Source organism: Azospirillum baldaniorum (assembly GCF_003119195.2).
In the GTDB taxonomy this organism is placed as follows: domain Bacteria; phylum Pseudomonadota; class Alphaproteobacteria; order Azospirillales; family Azospirillaceae; genus Azospirillum; species Azospirillum baldaniorum.
The window spans coordinates 2,862,541-2,880,870 of record NZ_CP022253.1 but is presented as its reverse complement, the minus strand read 5'-3'; the positions used below and the strand labels follow the sequence as shown (position 1 = coordinate 2,880,870).

The 18,330-nt window shown below is 68.5% G+C and carries 17 protein-coding genes; 10 read left to right on the top strand and 7 right to left on the bottom strand.

The genetic code is table 11. From position 1 onward, the window contains the following. Nucleotides 1-39: 39 nt before the first annotated feature. Together Sp245p_RS13595 and hemA are read right to left on the bottom strand one after the other, a co-directional pair. Entirely contained in the window at nucleotides 40-585 is a 546-nt protein-coding gene (locus Sp245p_RS13595; RefSeq protein WP_014239347.1) for a hypothetical protein, read from the bottom strand. Nucleotides 586-782: 197 nt separating this feature from the next. Further along, nucleotides 783-1,997, bottom strand: a complete 1,215-nt coding sequence (hemA, locus tag Sp245p_RS13590; protein ID WP_014239348.1) for a 5-aminolevulinate synthase — start codon at nucleotides 1,995-1,997, stop codon at nucleotides 783-785. 456 nt (nucleotides 1,998-2,453) lie between these two features. Between hemA and Sp245p_RS13585 the strand changes: the two genes are divergently transcribed. Further along, nucleotides 2,454-2,867, top strand: a complete 414-nt coding sequence (locus Sp245p_RS13585; RefSeq protein WP_014239350.1) for a hypothetical protein — start codon at nucleotides 2,454-2,456, stop codon at nucleotides 2,865-2,867. 73 nt (nucleotides 2,868-2,940) lie between these two features. Here Sp245p_RS13585 and Sp245p_RS13580 read toward each other — a convergent pair whose 3' ends face one another. Then, on the bottom strand, nucleotides 2,941-4,356 hold the full coding sequence (locus Sp245p_RS13580; protein ID WP_014239351.1) for an aspartate aminotransferase family protein: 1,416 nt from the start codon (nucleotides 4,354-4,356) through the stop codon (nucleotides 2,941-2,943). A 208-nt stretch (nucleotides 4,357-4,564) separates the two neighbouring features. Here Sp245p_RS13580 and Sp245p_RS13575 point away from each other — a divergent pair, with 208 nt between their 5' ends. Further along, nucleotides 4,565-5,200, top strand: coding sequence for a glutathione S-transferase family protein (locus Sp245p_RS13575; protein WP_014239352.1), 636 nt, complete (start codon nucleotides 4,565-4,567; stop codon nucleotides 5,198-5,200). A gap of 21 nt (nucleotides 5,201-5,221) precedes the next feature. Here the strand turns inward: Sp245p_RS13575 and Sp245p_RS13570 are convergent, their stop codons facing one another. Then, nucleotides 5,222-6,970, bottom strand: coding sequence for a putative bifunctional diguanylate cyclase/phosphodiesterase (locus Sp245p_RS13570; RefSeq protein WP_014239353.1), 1,749 nt, complete (start codon nucleotides 6,968-6,970; stop codon nucleotides 5,222-5,224). Between the two features lie 460 nt (nucleotides 6,971-7,430). Between Sp245p_RS13570 and Sp245p_RS13565 the strand changes: the two genes are divergently transcribed. The 4 genes from Sp245p_RS13565 to Sp245p_RS13550 all read left to right on the top strand — a co-directional run bounded on the left by Sp245p_RS13565 (nucleotide 7,431) and on the right by Sp245p_RS13550 (nucleotide 10,048). Beyond that, entirely contained in the window at nucleotides 7,431-8,270 is an 840-nt protein-coding gene (locus Sp245p_RS13565; protein WP_014239355.1) for a universal stress protein, read from the top strand. A gap of 123 nt (nucleotides 8,271-8,393) precedes the next feature. After that, a complete protein-coding gene (locus tag Sp245p_RS13560) occupies nucleotides 8,394-8,813 on the top strand; it encodes a hypothetical protein (RefSeq protein WP_014239356.1) in 420 nt (139 codons plus the stop codon). 229 nt (nucleotides 8,814-9,042) lie between these two features. Then, nucleotides 9,043-9,558, top strand: coding sequence for an outer membrane lipoprotein (locus Sp245p_RS13555; RefSeq protein WP_014239357.1), 516 nt, complete (start codon nucleotides 9,043-9,045; stop codon nucleotides 9,556-9,558). Nucleotides 9,559-9,721: 163 nt separating this feature from the next. After that, on the top strand, nucleotides 9,722-10,048 hold the full coding sequence (locus Sp245p_RS13550) for a hypothetical protein (protein WP_014239358.1): 327 nt from the start codon (nucleotides 9,722-9,724) through the stop codon (nucleotides 10,046-10,048). 475 nt (nucleotides 10,049-10,523) lie between these two features. Here the strand turns inward: Sp245p_RS13550 and Sp245p_RS13545 are convergent, their stop codons facing one another. After that, nucleotides 10,524-11,414 (bottom strand): LysR family transcriptional regulator, encoded by an 891-nt coding sequence (locus tag Sp245p_RS13545; RefSeq protein ID WP_041811445.1) that lies wholly within the window; start codon nucleotides 11,412-11,414, stop codon nucleotides 10,524-10,526. 423 nt (nucleotides 11,415-11,837) lie between these two features. Here Sp245p_RS13545 and Sp245p_RS13540 point away from each other — a divergent pair, with 423 nt between their 5' ends. Further along, nucleotides 11,838-12,083, top strand: coding sequence for a hypothetical protein (locus tag Sp245p_RS13540; RefSeq protein WP_014239362.1), 246 nt, complete (start codon nucleotides 11,838-11,840; stop codon nucleotides 12,081-12,083). 27 nt (nucleotides 12,084-12,110) lie between these two features. Here Sp245p_RS13540 and Sp245p_RS13535 read toward each other — a convergent pair whose 3' ends face one another. Beyond that, on the bottom strand, nucleotides 12,111-13,562 hold the full coding sequence (locus Sp245p_RS13535; protein ID WP_165359974.1) for a DHA2 family efflux MFS transporter permease subunit: 1,452 nt from the start codon (nucleotides 13,560-13,562) through the stop codon (nucleotides 12,111-12,113). A gap of 102 nt (nucleotides 13,563-13,664) precedes the next feature. Continuing rightward, nucleotides 13,665-14,444 carry an enoyl-CoA hydratase-related protein gene (locus tag Sp245p_RS13530; RefSeq protein WP_014239364.1) on the bottom strand — a complete coding sequence of 260 codons (780 nt, stop codon included), beginning with the start codon at nucleotides 14,442-14,444 and terminating at the stop codon, nucleotides 13,665-13,667. A 193-nt stretch (nucleotides 14,445-14,637) separates the two neighbouring features. On the opposite strand from Sp245p_RS13530, the gene Sp245p_RS13525 reads away from it, so the two are divergent. The 3 genes from Sp245p_RS13525 (at nucleotide 14,638) to Sp245p_RS13515 (ending at nucleotide 18,315) form a co-directional block, all read left to right on the top strand. Beyond that, nucleotides 14,638-16,299, top strand: coding sequence for a peptide ABC transporter substrate-binding protein (locus Sp245p_RS13525; protein WP_338084135.1), 1,662 nt, complete (start codon nucleotides 14,638-14,640; stop codon nucleotides 16,297-16,299). Nucleotides 16,300-16,444: 145 nt separating this feature from the next. Next, entirely contained in the window at nucleotides 16,445-17,410 is a 966-nt protein-coding gene (locus Sp245p_RS13520) for an ABC transporter permease (RefSeq protein ID WP_109138547.1), read from the top strand. Continuing rightward, nucleotides 17,407-18,315, top strand: a complete 909-nt coding sequence (locus Sp245p_RS13515) for an ABC transporter permease (protein WP_014239368.1) — start codon at nucleotides 17,407-17,409, stop codon at nucleotides 18,313-18,315. The genes Sp245p_RS13520 and Sp245p_RS13515 overlap by 4 nt, the downstream gene beginning before the upstream one ends. Nucleotides 18,316-18,330: the final 15 nt, after the last annotated feature.

The following is an 18,330-nucleotide window of genomic DNA, read 5'->3' as shown; positions in this document are numbered from 1 at the left end:
CAAACTCCCGCATGAAACGCGGCTAAAACGCCGCGCCGATCACAACCGTGACAGGAGATTGTTGAACCAGCTCAGCCGTTCCTCGGCCTGGGCGATGTCGTGCTCCAGCCAATCGGCGAAATGGCCGTCGGTCCCCGCACTCGCCCGCTTCAGGTCGCCCAGCCGGGCCAGTTCCGTCTCGCACAGGGAGGCGAGGTGGTCGATCTGGTCGCGCTGCGACTCGACGTCCAGCAGGTGCAGGAAGCGCAGCTTCAGCGCGATGACCAGCTTGTTCAGCCCGTCCGCCGAGGGGGCGCGGACGTTGGCGCGCATCAGCGTGTCGAACTCCGCCCGTCCGGCCTCGGTCGCGCCGAGCAGGGCGTTGTCCTCCATGCCGGTGCCGTCCAGCGCCTCGATCAGCCCCTCGTAGCGCAGCATCTCCAGCGACGTGCCCATGAGGTCGAGCGACGGGCCGACGATGCGGTCGAGGAAATGGCGGAGCGCGCCGGCCAGTTCGGCGTAACGCTGCGGCCCGTTCTGGATCAGCGTGCCCAGGACGGCGAGGCGCACGGCCTCCTTCGGCATCAGCGAGTTGTCACGGTACATGGCGAACTCCTGGGCGGTGGCAATTGGACGGCGGCTGTCGACGGTTGCGGACCGAACGTTGCGAAACGTTCTCATCAACGCCTAAAGGTAAGGCGCTCCGGCCCACAAGTCCAGAGCGCCGATGCCATCATCGCACGGAGATCACCGAATCCCCTCCCCCGTGCGGCAGGACCGTGGGGGAGGGGTGTCGTGGGGCTTTACGCCGCCAGACGCAGGTCCAGGCGGCTCCACACGTCGAGCAGGGCGTCGACGAGACGCGCCATCTCGGCGTCGCTGTGCAGCGGGGTGGGGGTGAAGCGCAGGCGCTCGCCGCCGCGCGGCACGGTCGGGTAGTTGATCGGCTGGACGTAGATGTCGTGGCGTTCCATCAACTCGTCCGAGGCGCGCTTGCAGCGGTGGGCGTCGCCGACCATCACCGGGACGATGTGGCTGGCCGACGGCATCACCGGCAGGCCGGCCTCGGCCATCAGGCGCTTCAGGGTCGCCGCGCGCTCCTGATGCTGGTCGCGCTCCGTCTGGCTGGTCTTCAGGTAGCGGATGCTGGCCAGCGCCCCGGCGGCCAGGACCGGCGACAGGGACGTGGAGAAGATGAAGCCGGCGGCGAAGCTGCGGATGCAGTCGACCAGAGCGGTGGAGCCGGTGATGTAGCCGCCCTGGACGCCGAACGCCTTGCCCAGCGTGCCCTCGATGATGGTCAGCCGGTCCATGGCGCCGTCGCGCTCCGCCACGCCACCGCCGCGCGGGCCGTACATGCCGACCGCGTGCACCTCGTCCAGATAGGTCATGGCGCCGTGCTTGTCGGCGACGTCGCACAGGTCATGGATCGGGGCGACGTCGCCGTCCATGGAATAGACGCTCTCGAAGGCCACGACCTTCGGGCGGTCCGGGGCGATCTGCGACAGCAGCTCGTCCAGATGCTTTGGGTCGTTGTGGCGGAAGATGTGCTTCTCGGCGCCGCTGTTGCGGATGCCGGTGATCATCGAATTGTGGTTCAGCGCGTCCGACAGGATCACGCAGTTCGGCAGCAGCTTGCCCAGCGTCCCCAGCGTCGCGTCGTTGGACACGTAGCCGGAGGTGAACAGCAGCGCCGCCTCCTTCTGGTGAAGGTCGGCCAGCTCGCGCTCCAGCAGCACGTGGTAGATGTTGGTGCCGGAGATGTTGCGCGTGCCGCCGGCGCCCGCACCCACGCCGTCGATGGCGTCGTGCATCGCCTTCAGGACGACCGGGTTCTGGCCCATGCCCAGATAGTCGTTGGAGCACCAGACGGTGACCTCCCGCTCCTTCCCGGCGGCGTCGCGGAAGGTGGCTTTCGGAAAGTTCCCCGCGTGCCGTTCGAGGTTGGCGAACACCCGGTAGCGGCCATCCTGTTTCAGGCTGGCGATCTGGGTGCGGAAAAAGCTCTCGTAATCCATCGCGCGTTCCGTTCGCATTCATCCGAAGGGGCGGGTGCAGTCCGGGCGGTCCAGCCACCGGGCCTAGCACGTTAGGAAGATGGCATGATCGTTGCCGTGTTGCCACCCGGCATTGACCGAGGTCAAAAGCTCTGCCCTGTGAGACGCCAATTCTCGCCGATCCGGCGCCGCGGAACCATTCGACCTATGGATGATCGCTGTGGCGAAGCGTCTCATGTCCGGGACCCGTCATGCCGTTGCCGAGGCCGGGAAACACCCTTTCGCGCCGCTGTTCCATTGGTGATCACAAGTCTTTTTGAATGTTCACAATGTATAACGGACAGCAATAAGCCGGCCGTTTGCTGTCCGATTGCGCCGAATACCTTTGTCGTGTTCTTTTACGAACAAGGTCGTATGGACGATAACAGGGGAGAAGTGAGAGGGTTCATTCAAGCCGTTGATGGGGAGTGTTGTGCAATGAATGCCGTTCTGACGTTCGACAGCGCGCGTGGCCGGCGAATGTCCGGCACGGAGCTGAGCCGTGGTGCGATCGGTCCCGGCGGGAGCAAGGTCATTCCCTTCCGTTCGGTCCCCGCCGCAGTGGTTTCCCCGGCGGTTTCCCCGGCGGCGCCCCTGCCGCGGCGTCCCGCGGTCCCGTCCCCGGCCCGCGCCGCGGCGGTGGCCCAGCCGGCGGAGCCCGCGCCTCGGCCGGAGCGTCTGGCGCGGCTGATCTACATGGCGAGCGTGGGCGGCTATATGGCCGTGCGCGAGGACACGCTGGTGCAGTTGGACGGGCGCATGGTCTGGCCGACCGCCGACGCGCTGATCCGCGACGCGGCCGCGGCGGGCGTCCCGGTCTCGTCGCACGTCATCAACACCGCCCGGTCCTGAGGCCCCTCATCGAATGAAAAGGGCCGCCCGCGCCGGATGGCGGGGCGGCCCTTTCTCGTCGCGGAACCGGCCGTTACCCGCGCAGGACGGGGATCGCGGCGTCCAGCGCGGTGGTCAGGCGGTCGAACATCCGGTTGATGTCCTCCTCGCCGATGACCAGCGGCGGGCAGACCGCCACGCTGTCGCCCATGGCGCGGATGATCAGGCCGTTCTCCTGGCTCAGCCCGTTCACGACGGCGCCGGCCCGGCCCACCGGATCGAACGGGGTCTTGGTCTCCTTGTCGGCGACCAGTTCGAGGGCGCCGATCAGCCCGACGCCGCGCGCCTCGCCGACCAGCGGATGGTCGGCCAGGGCCTTCAGCCGGCGCTGGAACAGCGGGGCGACGGCGCGGACATGGCCGACCAGGTCCCGCTCCTCGTAGATCTTCAGCGTCTCGATCGCGACCGCCGCCGCCACCGGGTGGGCGGAGTAGGTGTAGCCGTGGCCGAAGGTGCCGATCTTCTTGCTCTCCTCGACGCAGGCCCGGTAGACCGCGTCCGACACCATCACGGCGGAGATCGGCAGATAGCCGGAGGACAACTGCTTGGCGCAGGTCAGGATGTCCGGCTGCATGCCCATGGTCTGGCTGCCCCAGAAATTCCCGGTGCGCCCGAAGCCGCAGATCACCTCGTCGGCGACCAGGAGGATGTCGTACTTCTTCAGGATCGGCTGGATCTTCGCGAAGTAGGTCGCGGGCGGCACGATGACGCCGCCGGCCCCCATCACCGGCTCGGCGAACATGGCGGCGATGGTCTCCGGCCCCTCGGCCAGGATGAGCGCCTCCAGGCTCTCCGCCAGACGGGTCGCGAAATCCTCCTCGCTCTCGCCCGGCTCGGCGAAGCGGTAGTGGTGCGGGCAGTCGGTGTGCTGGATGCGCGCGATCGGCAGGTCGAAATCGCGGTGGTTGTTCACCAGGCCGGTCAGGCTGGCCGTCGCCACGGTGACGCCGTGATAGGCCTTCACGCGCGACAGGATCTTCTTCTTCTCCGGGCGGCCCAGCGCGTTGTTGTAGTACCAGACCAGCTTGACGGCGGTGTCGTTCGCCTCCGATCCGGAGTTGGCGAAGAACACCTTGGACATCGGCACCGGGGCCAGCTTGATCAGCCGCTCGGCCAGATCGATGCCCGGCTCGTGGCTCTTGTGGCCGAAGACATGGTAGGTCGGCAGCTTGCGCATCTGGCGGGTGGCGGCCTCGACGAGGCGCTCCTCGCCCCAGCCCAGCGACACGCACCACAGGCTGGCCAGACCCTCGATGTATTCCTTGCCGCTGTCATCGAAGACGCGCACGCCCTCGCCCCGCTCGATGATCAGCGGACCCTGGGTCTCGTGCGCGTGCAGGTTCGTGTAGGGGTGGAGGAAATACGCCTTGTCGCGGCTGGCGGCGGAGTTTCCAGCGCCATGATTGTCGGGCTCAAAACTTTCAGTCGCCGCGACGCCCTGTTCGGTCATGATCTCTATCCCTGTGTTCGCTGCCGGAGTCGGTCGTTGCCGATGCTGGTTCGCCGCTGTTGAAAATGTTAAACGGCGCCCCCGATCATAGGCATGGTTGGCCCTCCTGACAAAGCCGGAGAATCAGGGGGTGGGGCGGGCATTCCCGTCCTGCATGGCACCCAGGCCCGTTGCACAAGCTCCGGAGTTTCGGAAGAGAAGGGGAACGATGATCACCTTGTATGGAATGCCGAGCAGCGCGTCGATGGCCCCGCACATCCTGCTGCGCGAGATCGGGCTGTCCTTTGACCTCGTCCTGCTGGACCGCGCCACCGCCGCGCACAAGGCGCCGGACTATCTCCGGCTGAACCCCAACGGACGGGTGCCGACGCTGGTCGACGGCGATCTGGTGCTGTTCGAGGCCGCAGCGATCTGCCTGCATCTGGCCGATTCGCACCCGGCCGCCGGGCTGGCCCCCGCGCCCGGCACGGCGGAGCGCGCACATTTCTACCAGTGGCTGGTCTTCCTGACCAACACCGTCCAGGCCGACATGCTGGTCTATTTCTACCCGGAGCGTCACGCCGAAGGGGCGGAGGCGCAGGCTTCGGTCAAGGCGATGGCGGAGGCGCGGCTGCTGGAGCGCTTCACGCTGCTGGACCGCGAATTGGCGGACAAGGCGTGGTTCCTGGGTGACCGCTACAGCGCCGTCGATCCCTACCTGTTCATGCTGGCCCGCTGGACCCGCTTCATGGGAACGCCGGCGCGCAGCCTGCCCAACCTCGGCCCCTACCTCGCCCGCGTGCTGGACCGTCCCGCGGTCAAGGCGACGTTCGAGGCCGAAGGGCTCGGCGACCCTTACTATTGAGCAAACAAAGGGGGGTGCCGCTCAGCGCGGCACCTGCCAGGGCAGATGCTCGGCTCCGACCAGCCGGTCGGCGTCGGCGGCGGGCATCGGGCGGGCGAAATGGTAGCCCTGCCCATAATCGCAGGCGAGCGCGCGCAGCAGGTTGGCGTCGGCGCTCGTCTCGATGCCCTCGGCGATGACGTCGAAGCCGAGAAGCCGCGCCAGATCCATGATGATGCGGACGATGGCGCGGTTCTCCTCCGACTGGTGCATGGCCATGACGAAGGACCGGTCCACCTTCAGGCTGTCGATGGGCAGCTTGTGCAGGTAGGACAGCGACGAATAGCCGGTGCCGAAATCGTCGATGGACATCTTGATGCCCAGCCCGCGCAGGGTCTGCAGCAGGCGGATCGACTGCTCGGCCTTTTCCATGACCGCGCTTTCGGTGATCTCCAGCTTGATCCAGGACGGCTCGGCCCCGGTCTCGCGCAGCACCTCGCGCACCAGCGAGACCATGTCGGGGTCGTTCAGCTGGCGGGTGGACAGGTTGATGCTCATGAACAGGTTGGCCGAGCCGGGCAGGCGCTGGTCCTGCCATGCGGCGATCTGCCGGCACGCCTCGCGCAGCACCCAGGCGCCCAGCGTGACGATCAGGCCGGTGCTCTCGGCGATCGGAATGAAGACGCCGGGGGGAATGTTGCCGCGTTCGGGATGGTTCCAGCGCACCAGCGCCTCGAACCCGGCCAGACCGCCGGTGACCATCTCGACGATCGGCTGGTAGGCGACCCACAGCTCCTCGCCGCGCTCCAGCGCGCGGCGCAGGTCGTGCTCCAGCCGCACCTGCTCGACGACGCGGGCGTGCATGGCCGGGTCGAACCAGGCGTGGCGCCCGCCGCCCTGCTCGCGGGCGCGGCCGGTGGCGATCTCCGCGTCGCGCAGCACGTCCTCGGGCCGGGTGTGGGTGTCGCAGGAAGCGGCGACGCCGATGCTGGCCGACAGGAAGACCGAGGCGCCCGACGCCGTCTTGGCGGAGCGGACCAGCGACGCGATGGTGGTCAGCCGCTCCTCCACCGCCAGCGGGTCCTGCGTGCCGCCGATCAGCAGCGCGAAGGCGTGGTCGCTGATGCGGGCGATCAGGTCCACCGACCCGGCCCGCACGCTCAGCCGCGTGGCGACGTCGGTCAGGATCTCGTTGGCGAAGCTCTGGCCCAGGCTGGTGCGCACGTCGACGAAGCGGTCGAAGTCCACGATGACCAGCGTGAAGGGTTCCCCCATGCCGTGGAAGTCGGCCATGTGCTTGACCAGCAGGAGCCGGTTCGCCAGCCCGGTCACCGGGTCGTAGTAGGCCAGCCGGAAGAGGTCGTCCTGGGTGCGGCGGCGCTCCGTCATGTTCTGCATGATGACGAAGTAGCCGGCGATGGAGCCGTCCGGGCCGCGGTAGGGCGCGTGCACCCGCGTCACGTAGTCGTTGCCGCCGCTGGACCGGGGAAGCCAGCCCTCCACCTGCACCGTCTCGCCGTCCAGCGCGCGTTCAACCGCGGCGCTGTTGTTGCGCTGGGTCTCCGGCCCGAGGATGTCGCCCACCGTGGTCCCGATGAGGGAGTCCAGCGTGCGGCCCATATAGTCCAGATACGCCTGGTTGGCGTAGAGGTGCCGCCGCTGCGTGTCGAGCAGGCCGACCATCGCCGGCATGACGTCGAGAAGCTGCCGCAGGGTGTCGAGCGCCGGAGCCCCGGAAGCGGTGCCGGACAGGGCTGCGGCAAGGGAGGCGAGGTGAGGGTCCGGCTTCATGGGCGCGAATGGTCGAGACACCGTTGGGAAAACCACGATCAACACTTACGCGAAAGAATGCCCGCCCGTCAAAACCAAAGCCGCCGAAGACGGTGGAAAGCATCGCCCCACTATAGTTGCCCGAGGACAGAACCGACCTTCATACTCGGGTATTCATGCAAATCACGGTTGATGTTTTGATTGGCGGTGATTGATTTTGCGGCATCGGTGGCGGACGGGGCCGGGGGTGCCGCGTGCCGATCCGTGCCAAACCACGGCAGGTTGCCGGAGCTGTGAAAGGCCACGAATGGTCGAATCCTAGGCCGGCGACCGAGCCGGCGGCGCGCGCAGATGCGGCATGCCAGCGTTCCCCATTCTGAGCATCGTCAGAGAGGGCCACGCCGGGCTATAATTTCGACCAATGCGCGAGAAGAGGTGGTGCACAACGATCGCCCACCCGCGCGAGCGAGGGAGAATCGCCATGGCACTCAAGGACCTGCTGGTGGTCGTCGACGACACCGCCGCCGCTGCGGCGCGAATCGACGCCGCCGCCCAACTGGCCGCGCGCACCGACGGCCACATCACCGGCCTCTACCCCGTCGTCCCGCTGACCCTGCCGGGCTATGTCGAGGCGGAACTGCCGGACGAGGTGCGCGCCATGCAGCGCGGCTACATCGAGAACCAGACCGCCAGGGCGGAGGCACTCTTCACCGACGCGGTGCGCCGCAACGGCCTGACCGACCGCTCGGAATGGCGGGTCCTCTACGGCCATCCGACGGACAGCGCGGCGCTGCACGGGCGCTACGCCGACGTGGTGGTGGTCGGGCAGGCCGATCCGCACCGCGACCGTGACCGCCCGATCGCTCTGCCGCAGGATCTGGTGTTCGAATGCGGGCGTCCGCTGCTGGTCGTGCCCTACGCCGGCTCTTTCCCCCACATCGGGGAGCGCGTGCTGGTCGCCTGGAACGGCAGCCGCGAGGCGGCCCGCGCGGTGGCCGACGCGATGCCCATCCTGACCGCCGCCAAGCGCGTGGTGGTGATGGCCGTCAACCCCAAGGCCGGTCCCGCCGGCATCGGCGACGAGCCGGGCGCGGACATCGCCAAGCATCTGTCGCGCCACGGCTGCCGGGTGGAGGCCACCCACATCGTGACCGACCAGATCGATCCGGGCGACACACTGCTGAACATGGTCGCCGACGAATCCTGCGATCTTCTGGTCATGGGCGCCTACGGCCGCTCGCGGCTGCGCGAACAGGTGCTGGGCGGCATGACCCGCTACATGCTGGAACACATGACGGTTCCGGTCCTGATGAGCCATTGAGGTCATCCGGTCGTCCGGGAATAGTCCGGCGGGGCCGCCTGTTCATCCCAGTGAGGCGGCGCCGGGCTTCGGCCGAGGGACTTCGGTCGACGGGTGCCGCCGGACCTGTGAAGGAAGACCGGTATGAGCGCGCTGATCCCCACGTTCCTCCACCGCATGCGTCCTACGGGCGTGGCTGTGGCTTTTCGTTCGGCGGCCCGTATGGCGGTGCTGGGCGTCGCCGGTGCGCTGGCGCTGGCCGTTCTTCCCACGTCGGCGGACGCGCATGGCCCGCGTGACCGCGGCTCCTGGTATGGCGGTTCTCCCTATGGCGGTTCTCCCTATGGCGGTCCTTCGGTGATCGTACCGCCGCCGGGAAGCCGGGTGATCGTCGTGCCGGGCTACCGCCCCCCGCCGCCCATCGTGGTCGCTCCGCCCCCCTATTGGGGACCGCCGCCCCGTCACCATCACCACCGCGCCTGGCGCAACGATTGGGGGCCCCGTCCCTATCCGGGGCCGAGCGTGCAGTTCTATGGCGGCTGGTCGTCGGGCCGGGGCTGGTGACGGGCCGGTCCGCTTCAAGGCTGTCCGCTTCAAGACGGCCTGTTTGAAAAGACCTGTCTGAAAGGAATGGGCGTCGCGGGAACGGCACCGCAATGACGTATTCTCGCATGGACAACGGCCCGCTGCCCGCCCATGCTCGCGGCGGTGGCGCCCGGTTCGGGGCGCCGCGCTGTGCGTGCATGAGGATGCGATGTCCTCCCTTTATCAAGAAACGAAACACCGTCGGTCGATGAAGCGCGGCCTGGCCGCGGCGATGCCGGGTCTGACGGTCCTGTCGCTTGGCGCCTGCGCCGGCCAGAGCCAGAACCGCTACAGCTACCGGGATGTCGGCCAAGCGACCTCGGTCGAGTTCGGCACCGTGATGGCGACCCGTCCGGTGGACATCCAGGGGCAGAACACGGGAGTTGGCGGGCTGGTCGGTGGGGCTGCCGGCGGTTTGGCGCTGTCCAACGTCGGCAAGGGCTCCGGCAACGTGGCGGCGATCCTGGGCGGTGCGGTGGTGGGCGCTGTGGCCGGCGCCGTGGCGGAGCAGGCGATCTCGGATCGCACGGGGATCGAGTATGTGGTGACGCTGGCCACCGGCCGCACGATCACCATCGTTCAGGAGCAGGGGGCCAACGAGCCGGTCTTCGGTCCCGGCCAGCGCGTGATGGTGCAGACGAACGGCACCTACCAGCGCGTCCTGTCGGCCGATCATCTGCCGACCGAAACGAGCCGTCCCAAGGGCATCAAAGTGGTGAATTGAGGTGTTCTGGCCGTGGGTTGGCGCCCCGGCACAGGACGTCCTCCTGCCTGTTGATCCGGGGGGACGAAGGAACGGCGTGCAGGAGGATGATCCGATGATGGGTGGAACAGTCGGGAGGGCAGGGTGCCTCCGGGCGCTCCAACGGGGTGGAGGCGTCGCGTCGGTGGTCCTTGTGGCGGCCTGCGCCGGGCTGAGCCCGCCCCCGCAAGCCACCCCCGAGCCCGGCGCGGTGAGCGCCCTGGATCGGCTGAGCCCGAACCGCTGCAACGGGGCCGTCGCCTCGTCCCTCGCCGGGGTGCGGATACCGGTGTCCGACGTCCGCTATCTCGCCTATGGCCTGTATCGCAACATTCCGGGCGACATCGTCGGCTACGATGCCTGGGTGGGCTTGAACAGCCAGCCCGGAGCCGTGGTGGTGCAACTCGATGAATATTGCGCGCCGCGCCAGATCTATGCGCGTGAGGGTGCCCGGCTTCCCGACGTCCGATAACGCGCCGGCTCCTCCCATCCTGTGCCCACAGGTACCATCCCGACAAAAAAACTGCCGCTAACCCAGTGGGCTAGCGGCGAGTTGAACAGGGAGGCTTCACGTCTGGGAGACGCTGGGTCCGAAGACCCAACCCCGGAAGCGGGCTTCCGGGACGAAACGCCGGATGCTGCGGCGCAACATCCAACGCCCAAGATTTGACCATTCTGCCCAAAGGATTCCATCCCCAAATATCCAATTCGGCCATGCGAGAACCGCATAGCTTGTAAAGGCTTGAAGAAGCGTGAGAAATTGGCGTGCGGATGCGTATGGTGCTGAAGGGCAGGTGGCCTCGCACGGAAAACGGCAACCGTATTGCAAAGATGCGGGACGGGTTTCGGTACAATCCGTACAAAAAGAAAGGCGCCCGGCATGGCTTGCCGAGCGCCCGTGCATTAAAAACAGGCAAACATGGTGTCTGCCCAAAGGCTGGGCTGGGTCAGAAGGCCGACTCCGCCACCTTCTTCACCAGGAAGTCGCGGAACACCGCGATGCGCTTGGAATGGCGCAGCTCCTCGGCATAGACGAAGTAGGCGTCGACCTTCGGGCCGTCCACATCGGGCAGGACGCGCGTCAGCTCCTTGCTGCCGTCCACCAGGAAGTCGGGCAGGGCGGCGATGCCCAGGCCGCTCTCCACGGCGCGGTACATGGCGTAGATGCTGTTGACCTGCAGGATCGGCTTGCGCGCGCCCGGGGCCGGGTCGCCCACCTCGTTGATCCAGTTGACGTTGGCGATCGGCGCACGGACGTCCGGCGGGTAGGCGACGATGTCGTGCCCGTCCAGATCGGCGGGGATCTTCGGGGCGCCGCGCTTCTTCAAATACTCCTGATGAGCGTAGAGATGGAAATGCACCGACATCAGGTGACGCTGGATCAGGTCGGGCTGCCGCGGCGTGTTCATGCGGATGGCGATGTCCGCCTCGCGCATTGCCAGATCCAGCTCGTTGTCGTCGATCAGCAGGGTGAGCTGGATGTCCGGGTAGATCGACAGGAACTCGTTGACGCGCGGGGTCAGCCAAGTCGAGCCGAAGGCCACCGTGGTGGTCACGCGCAGCGGACCCTTCGGATGCTCCCGGCTTTCGGTCAGCATCGCTTCGGTCATCGACAGCTTGGCGAAGACGTCGCGGGCGGTGCGGTGCAGAAGCTCGCCCTGCTCGGTCAGGATCAGGCCGCGTGCGTGCCGGTGAAACAGCGGCACGCCGAGGCTCTCCTCCAGCGCGCTGATCTGGCGGCTGACCGCCGACTGGCTGAGGTTCAGCGTCTCGCCGGCGTGCGTGAAACTTCCAGCCTCGGCCACGGCGTGGAAGACCCGAAGCTTGTCCCAGTCCATCATGCCTGTCTTGCTGCCCGCGCCCTGGCGGGGAGCCTCCCGTTCATTCTTGAAGACGGCGCATAGCCGCCATGCTCATTTATACCGGGAACGCGCGGCGAACGCACCCCCAACCAAAGGCCCACCGCACGAAAAAGAGCCAAGCTTGGTAAGAATTTTCCGTTGTGCTGCGAAGAGCGCACATTTGTTTATCCCGCATTGTGGGATTTTTGCCGTTCCCGCAACCGAAGGACGACCTCGCTGCTCTGGATTTGCTCGGACGACAATCGAGACCCGGCGCAGGATTGGGAGACTCGGGCCGGCGGACCCTGGGAAGGCACCTCCCTCTTGTTGCGGCGGGGCTTCCACCCTTGCGCCGTTGCGTCGGGCGGCGGACGGGCCGCAAATCGGGTGTGACGCGGATTTGGGAAGGAGGGATTCCGAATGCCCGATCAGCATCAGCCGGCGCTCACCCGCGATCAGGTGATCGACATCTGCGGGCGCCTGGACGACATGCGCATCGCCAGCATCATCGGCACGGGCGCGACGCCCGCCGAATTGATGGAGGCCACCAGCTGGACCGGTGCCGACGATTACATGGGGGAGGCGACGCGGCATCCCCCCTCGGGCCGGGTCGCCCGGCTCCTGGAGCTTCTCAAGGCCGACGAGCCGGACTGGGAAGACCGCTGATCCGGCTGCCTTTGATCCGGCGGGGCTTCAGTCGGCCGCTTCGAGCGCGCGCGGCGGCTCCTTGGCCCGCGCGCGGGCGCGGTGGCCGCTGATCTCCGCGCCGGCGTCGGGCGGCAGCCGCAGGAAGAACAGGGCCGAGACGCAGGCCATTCCCCCGACCGTCAGGAAGGCCGGCACGAAGTCGGTGGGCGTCAGCGCGGCGCCGGGGCCGCCGGTGACGCTCTGCGTCAGGTGCAGCACCGTCGCCCCGACCGCCACGCCCAGGCTGAGCGAAACCTGCTGCATCACGCTGGCCAGCGTGTTGGCGCGGCTCAGGCACGCCTTGGGCACCTCGGCGTAGGCCAGGCTGTTCAGGCCGGTGAACTGCAGCGAGCGGAAGAAGCCGCCCATCAGCAGCGCGCCCAGGATGACCCAGTGCGCCGTCTCGGGCCGGAAGGTGGCGTAGCTTGCCAGGATCAGGCCGCTGAGCAGCGCGTTGGCGGTCAGCACCCGGCGGAAGCCCAGCCGGCGCAGGATGGGGCCGGCCAGCGCCTTCATGGTCAGCGCCCCGGCGGCCCCGGCGAAGGTCAGCGCCCCGGACTCGAAGGGCGTGCGCCCGAAGCCGACCTGGAGCATCAGCGGCATCAGGAAGGGCACGGCGCCGATGCCGATGCGGAACAGCGTGCCGCCCATGACCGAGGCGAAGTAGGTCGGCAGGCGCAGCAGCGAGGGGTCGAGCACCGGCCGCTCCATCCCGCGGGCGTGGCGCAGGTAGAGCCACGCGGCGGCGAAGCCCAGCCCCAGCACCCCGGCGACCGCGACGGGCGGCAGCACGCCGCGGCCGACATTCTCCAGCCCGAACATCAGCGCGGCCAGGGCCAGCGCGCTCAGCATGAAGCCGCGGCCGTCGAAGGGGTCGCGCTCGGTCTCGCGCACGTTCGGGATCAGGGCCAGCACCAGCGCGATCCCGATCAGCCCGATCGGCACGTTGATGTAGAAGATCCAGCGCCAGGAGGCGTAGGTGGCGATGAAGCCGCCGACCAGCGGACCCAGCGCCGGGCCGATCAGCGCCGGCAGGGTCATCTGGGCCATGGCGGCGACCAGCTTCTCCTTGGGCACCGTCTTCAGCAGGATCAGCCGCCCGACCGGCACCATCATCGCCCCGCCCAGCCCCTGGACGATGCGCGCGCCCACCAGCTCGTACAGCCCGTCCGACTGGCCGCAGAGGATCGAGCCGACGGTGAACACCCCGATGGCCGCCGCGAAGACCGTCCGCGTGCCGTAGCGGTCGGCCATCCAGCCGCTGACCGGCAGGAACACCGCCAGCGCCAGCATATAGGAGGTCATGGCGAGGCTGAGGCGCAGCGGGTCCTCGCCCATCGACCGCGCGATCTCCGGCAGCGCCGTGGCGATCACCGTCGCGTCCAGATTCTCCATGAACAGGGCGCAGGCGATGATGAAGGGAATGCAGCGGGTGGCACGGGGCATGGCGGAAGGCATGGCGGGGACGGTGCGGTGGGGCGGGGGAGGCAACCTTCCCAATCTGGACTTCCCCCGTCCGGAAACCATCGCTATGGGGTGAACCCTGGCATGCGCGGGCGCTCACCGCCCCTTGAAGACCGGCTTGCGTTTCTCCAGGAACGCCCGGTAGCCCTCGCGGAAATCCTCCGTGCCGAAGCAGTGGTAGCATTCGGCGATCTCCGCCTCCGACAGCGGGGCGGGGTCGGACAGGCGGCGGACGAACTGCTTGTGCAGGCGGGCGGCCAACGGGGCGCCCCCGGCGATGCGTTCGCAGGTCGCGGCGATTTCCTCCTCGAAGGCGTCGTCGGCGACGAGGCGGTGGACCAGCCGCTTGTCCTTGGCCTCGTCCGCGCCGAAGACGCGGCCCTCCAGCAGGATCTCCAGCGCCGCCGGACCGCCCGCGATGTCGTGGAGCAGCTTCAGCTCGGGCAGCGCCATGGAGATGCCGAGCCGGCTGACCGGCACGCCGAAGCGGCTGCCCGCCGTGCAGACCCGCAGGTCGCAGGCCAGCGCCACGGCCAGCCCGATGCCGCAGCAGGCGCCCTGGATGGCCGCCAGCGTCGGGTGCGGCAGATCGCGCAGCAGGGCCAGCCCCTCGTCCATCAGCACGCCGTAATCGGCGCCCTGCTCGGGGCTGTTGCGCTCCGTCTCGAACTCGGAGATGTCGGCGCCGGGGCTGAAGGCCCGCCCGCCGGCGCCGCGCAGCACCACCGCGCGCACTGTCTCGTCGGCGCCGAGCCGGCGCAGCAGCGGGATCAGCGCCAGCCACATCGGCTTGTCGAAGGCGTTCAGCTTGTCGGGGTTGCTGAGGGTCAGCGTGGCGACGACGCCGTCGCGGCTCAGGGTCACGGTGCCGGCCATGGCCTGTCGGGCTCCCCATCCATTCGGTTGCGTATGGGGCAGACCACAAACACCGGCGGCCCCGTTCCGTCAAGGGCTTCGCAAAGGCCGCTTCCACTCTGGACCGCAGGGCCGCGGGTCCCCATAGTTCGTAGCCGGGACTTCACCGGACGGAGATGACGCCGCGATGCGAACGGGATTGGCGCGAACGGGATTGGCCGCTTTCACCCTGGCCGCCGCTCTGGCCGCCGCCCCCATGGGCTCGTCCGCTTTCGCGGCGAAGGACGAACTGGTGATCGGCATGACCCAGTTCCCGTCCAACTGGCACCCCTCCATGGAAGCGATGATGGCGAAGAGCTACGTCCTGTCCATGGCGCGCCGGCCCTTCACCGCCTACGACGCCGACTGGCGGCTGACCTGCCTGCTCTGCACCGAGCTGCCGGCGTTGGACAAGGGCACCGCGGAGGTCGAGACGCGGGCCGACGGCAAGAAGGGCATCAAGGTCACCTACACCATCAACCCCAAGGCGACCTGGGGCGACGGCACGCCGGTGACGACCGAGGACGTGCTGTTCACCTGGGCGGTGGGCAAGCACCCGCAGAGCGGTTACAGCAACTTCGACCTGTTCGCCCGCGACATCGTGGCGATCGACGCCAAGGACGAGCGCACCTTCACCATCCACCGCGACAAGGCGGTGTGCAGCTACGCCGAGATCAACGACTTCGAGATCCTGCCCGCCCATCTGGAGCGCGCGGTGTTCGAGGCCGACCCGGCGACCTACCGCAACCGCTCCAAGTACGAGACCGACACGACGAATCCCGGCCTGTGGTTCGGTCCCTACCGCATCGCCCAGGTCGAGCCGGGCAGCCATGTGGTGCTGGAGCCCAACCCGACCTGGTGGGGGGCCAAGCCGGCCTTCAAGCGGGTGGTCGTGAAGTCCATCGAGAACACCGCCGCGCTGGAGGCCAACCTGCTGGCCGGGCAGGTCGACATGGTGCCGGGTGAGACCGGCCTGCCGCTCGATCAGGTGCTCGCCTTCGAGAAGCGGCACGGCAGCCGCTACAACGTCTTCTACAAGCCGGGCCTGTTTTTCGAGCATGTCGAGCTGAACCTCGACAACCCGGCGCTGGCCGACGTGCGGGTGCGCCGGGCGCTGCTCCACGCCATCGACCGCGAGGCGATCTCCAAGCAGCTCTACGACGGGCGCCAGCCGGTCGCCCACAACGAGATCAGCCCGCTCGACCGCGTGCACGCGCCGGGCTACCCGACCTACGCCTTCGACCCGGCGCTGGCCGGCAAGCTGCTGGACGAGGCGGGCTGGAGCGAGCGGCGCGCCGGGGTGCGCCACAACGCCAAGGGGGAACGGCTGTCGCTGGAGATCATGACGACCGCCGGCAACCGCTCCCGCGAGGTGTTGCAGCAGGTGCTCCAGGCGCAGTGGCGGCAGGCCGGGGTGGAGGTGCGCATCGTCAACGAGCCGGCCCGCGTCCTGTTCGGCGACACGCTGGAGAAGCGCCGCTTCAAGTCGATGGCGCTGTTCGCCTGGATCAGCGCGCCGGAGAACATCCCGCGCACCATCCTGCATTCCAGCATGATCCCGACGGAAGCCAACAACTGGGCGGGCCAGAACTACACCGGCTACCGGAACCCGGAGATGGACAAGGTCCTGGAGGACCTGGAGCATGTCTGCGAGCCCGACGCCAACCGCGCGCTCTGGGCGAAGCTGCAGACGCTCTACGCCCAGGACCTGCCGAACCTGCCGCTGTTCTTCCGCGCCGACCCGTTCATCCTGCCGCCCTGGCTGGAGGGCGTGGTGCCGACCGGGCATCTGGATTCCAGCACGCTGTGGATCGAGACGTGGAAGGCGAAGGAGTGAGGGTGTCGCGTCGGGCCCCCGCCCCGGCCCTCCCCCGCTTCGCAGGGGAGGGTGCCTTCTGCGAAGCGGCGGCAGTTCCCTCCCCTGCGAAGCGGGGGAGGGTCAGGGTGGGGGCAAAGCTCTTCGCCGTGGGCGCTCCGCTCCCATGACCCGCTTCCTCGCCTCCCGTCTGCTCCAGGCGCTGGTCGTCCTGCTGCTGATGAGCTTCGTCATCACCGTCCTGATGACGCTGATGCCGGGCGATCCGGTGGACATGATGCTGGCCGGCAACCCGCGCGCCACGCCCGCCGACGCGGCGCGGCTGAAGGCGCTCTACGGCCTCGACAAGCCTCTGCTGGACCGTTATTGGCATTGGCTCCAGGCGGCGCTGATGGGGGATTTCGGCTTCTCCCGGCTCTACGCGCAGCCGGTTCTGACGATTCTCCTCCCGCGGCTGGGCAACACGCTGCTGCTGCTCGGCGCGGCGATGGCGCTGACCCTGGCGGTGACTCTGCCGCTCGGCGTCTATGCGGCGCGGCGGCCCTACGGCTGGGCGGACAACGCCATCAACCTGTTCTGCTTCGCCGGCATCTCCGTCCCGGCCTTCTGGCTGGCGCTGCTGCTGATCCTGCTCTTCGCGGTGGAGCTGCAATGGCTGCCGGCTTCCGGCCTCGGCCCGGTGGGCGGGGAGGGCTGGTGGGAGCGGCTGCCCTACCTCGTGCTGCCGGTGGCCTCGCTGACCCTGGCGAGCATCGGCGGCTACACGCGCTACGTCCGCGCCGCGATGATGGGGGAGCTTCGCCAGGATTATGTCCGCACCGCCCGCGCCAAGGGGCTGGGGGAGGGGCGGGTGGTCTGGCGCCACGCGCTGCGCAACGCGACCATCCCCATCGTGACCATCGTGGCGCTGGAGTTCGGCGCCCTCTTCTCCGGCGCGCTGGTGACCGAGACGATGTTCGCCTGGCCGGGCATGGGCAAGCTGATCTACGACAGCATCATGGGCAACGACCTGAACGTGGCGCTGGTGGCGCTGCTGTTCGCCACGCTGACGACGCTGGCCGGCAACCTGCTGGCCGACGCCGCCTACGCCGGGCTGGACCCGCGCATCTCCTTCAAGGGGGACGGGGCGTGAGGGCGGGGCGCTTGAAGGCCGGGCGCTTCCTGCGGCGCTTCGCCCGCCACCGGCTGGCGGTGGCCAGCGCCCTGCTGCTGCTGGTGCTGGCGGTCGCGGCGGCGGCCGCACCCTGGGTGGAACACTGGCTGGGGGTGGAAGCGACGGGCATCAGCCTGCTCGACCGCTTCGGCCCGCCCTCGGCCCTGCACCCGCTGGGCACCGACGAGCTGGGGCGCGACGTGCTGGTGCGGCTGCTCTACGGTGGGCGGGTGTCGCTGTTCGTCGGCGTGGCGGCGGCGCTGGCCTCCGCCGTCATCGGCACGGGGATCGGATTGCTGGCCGGCTATTTCGGCGGGCGGCTCGACGACCTGCTGATGCGGGTCACCGACGGGCTGATCGCGCTGCCGCTGCTGCCGCTGCTGATCGTGCTGGGCGCCATCGACCTGACGCGGCTGGGCATCCCGCCGGAGGTGGCGGGATCGGAGGACGCCAGCCTGCTGCGCATCGTCGTTCTGGTGGCGCTGTTCGGCTGGACGACGGTGGCGCGTCTGGTGCGCGGGGCCACCCTGTCGGCGCGGCGGCGCGACTATGTGCGGGCGGCGGTGGCGATGGGGGCGGGCAGCCGCCGCATCATGCTGGCCCACATCCTGCCGAACGTCGCCGCCCCCGCCGTGGTGGCGACGACGCTGACGGTCGGCAACGTGATCCTGCTGGAGTCGGTGCTGAGCTTCCTCGGGCTGGGCATCCAGCCGCCGCTGCCCTCCTGGGGCAACATGCTGACCAACGCGCAGGAGCTGGTGGGAACGGCGCCGCTGCTGGCGGTGTGGCCGGGGCTGTTGATCTTTTTGACGGTGATCGCCGTCAACCTGCTGGGGGATGGGTTGCAGGACGCGCTGGACCCGCGGGTGGTGGGGAAGCGGTAGGGGAGCGAGGTCTTG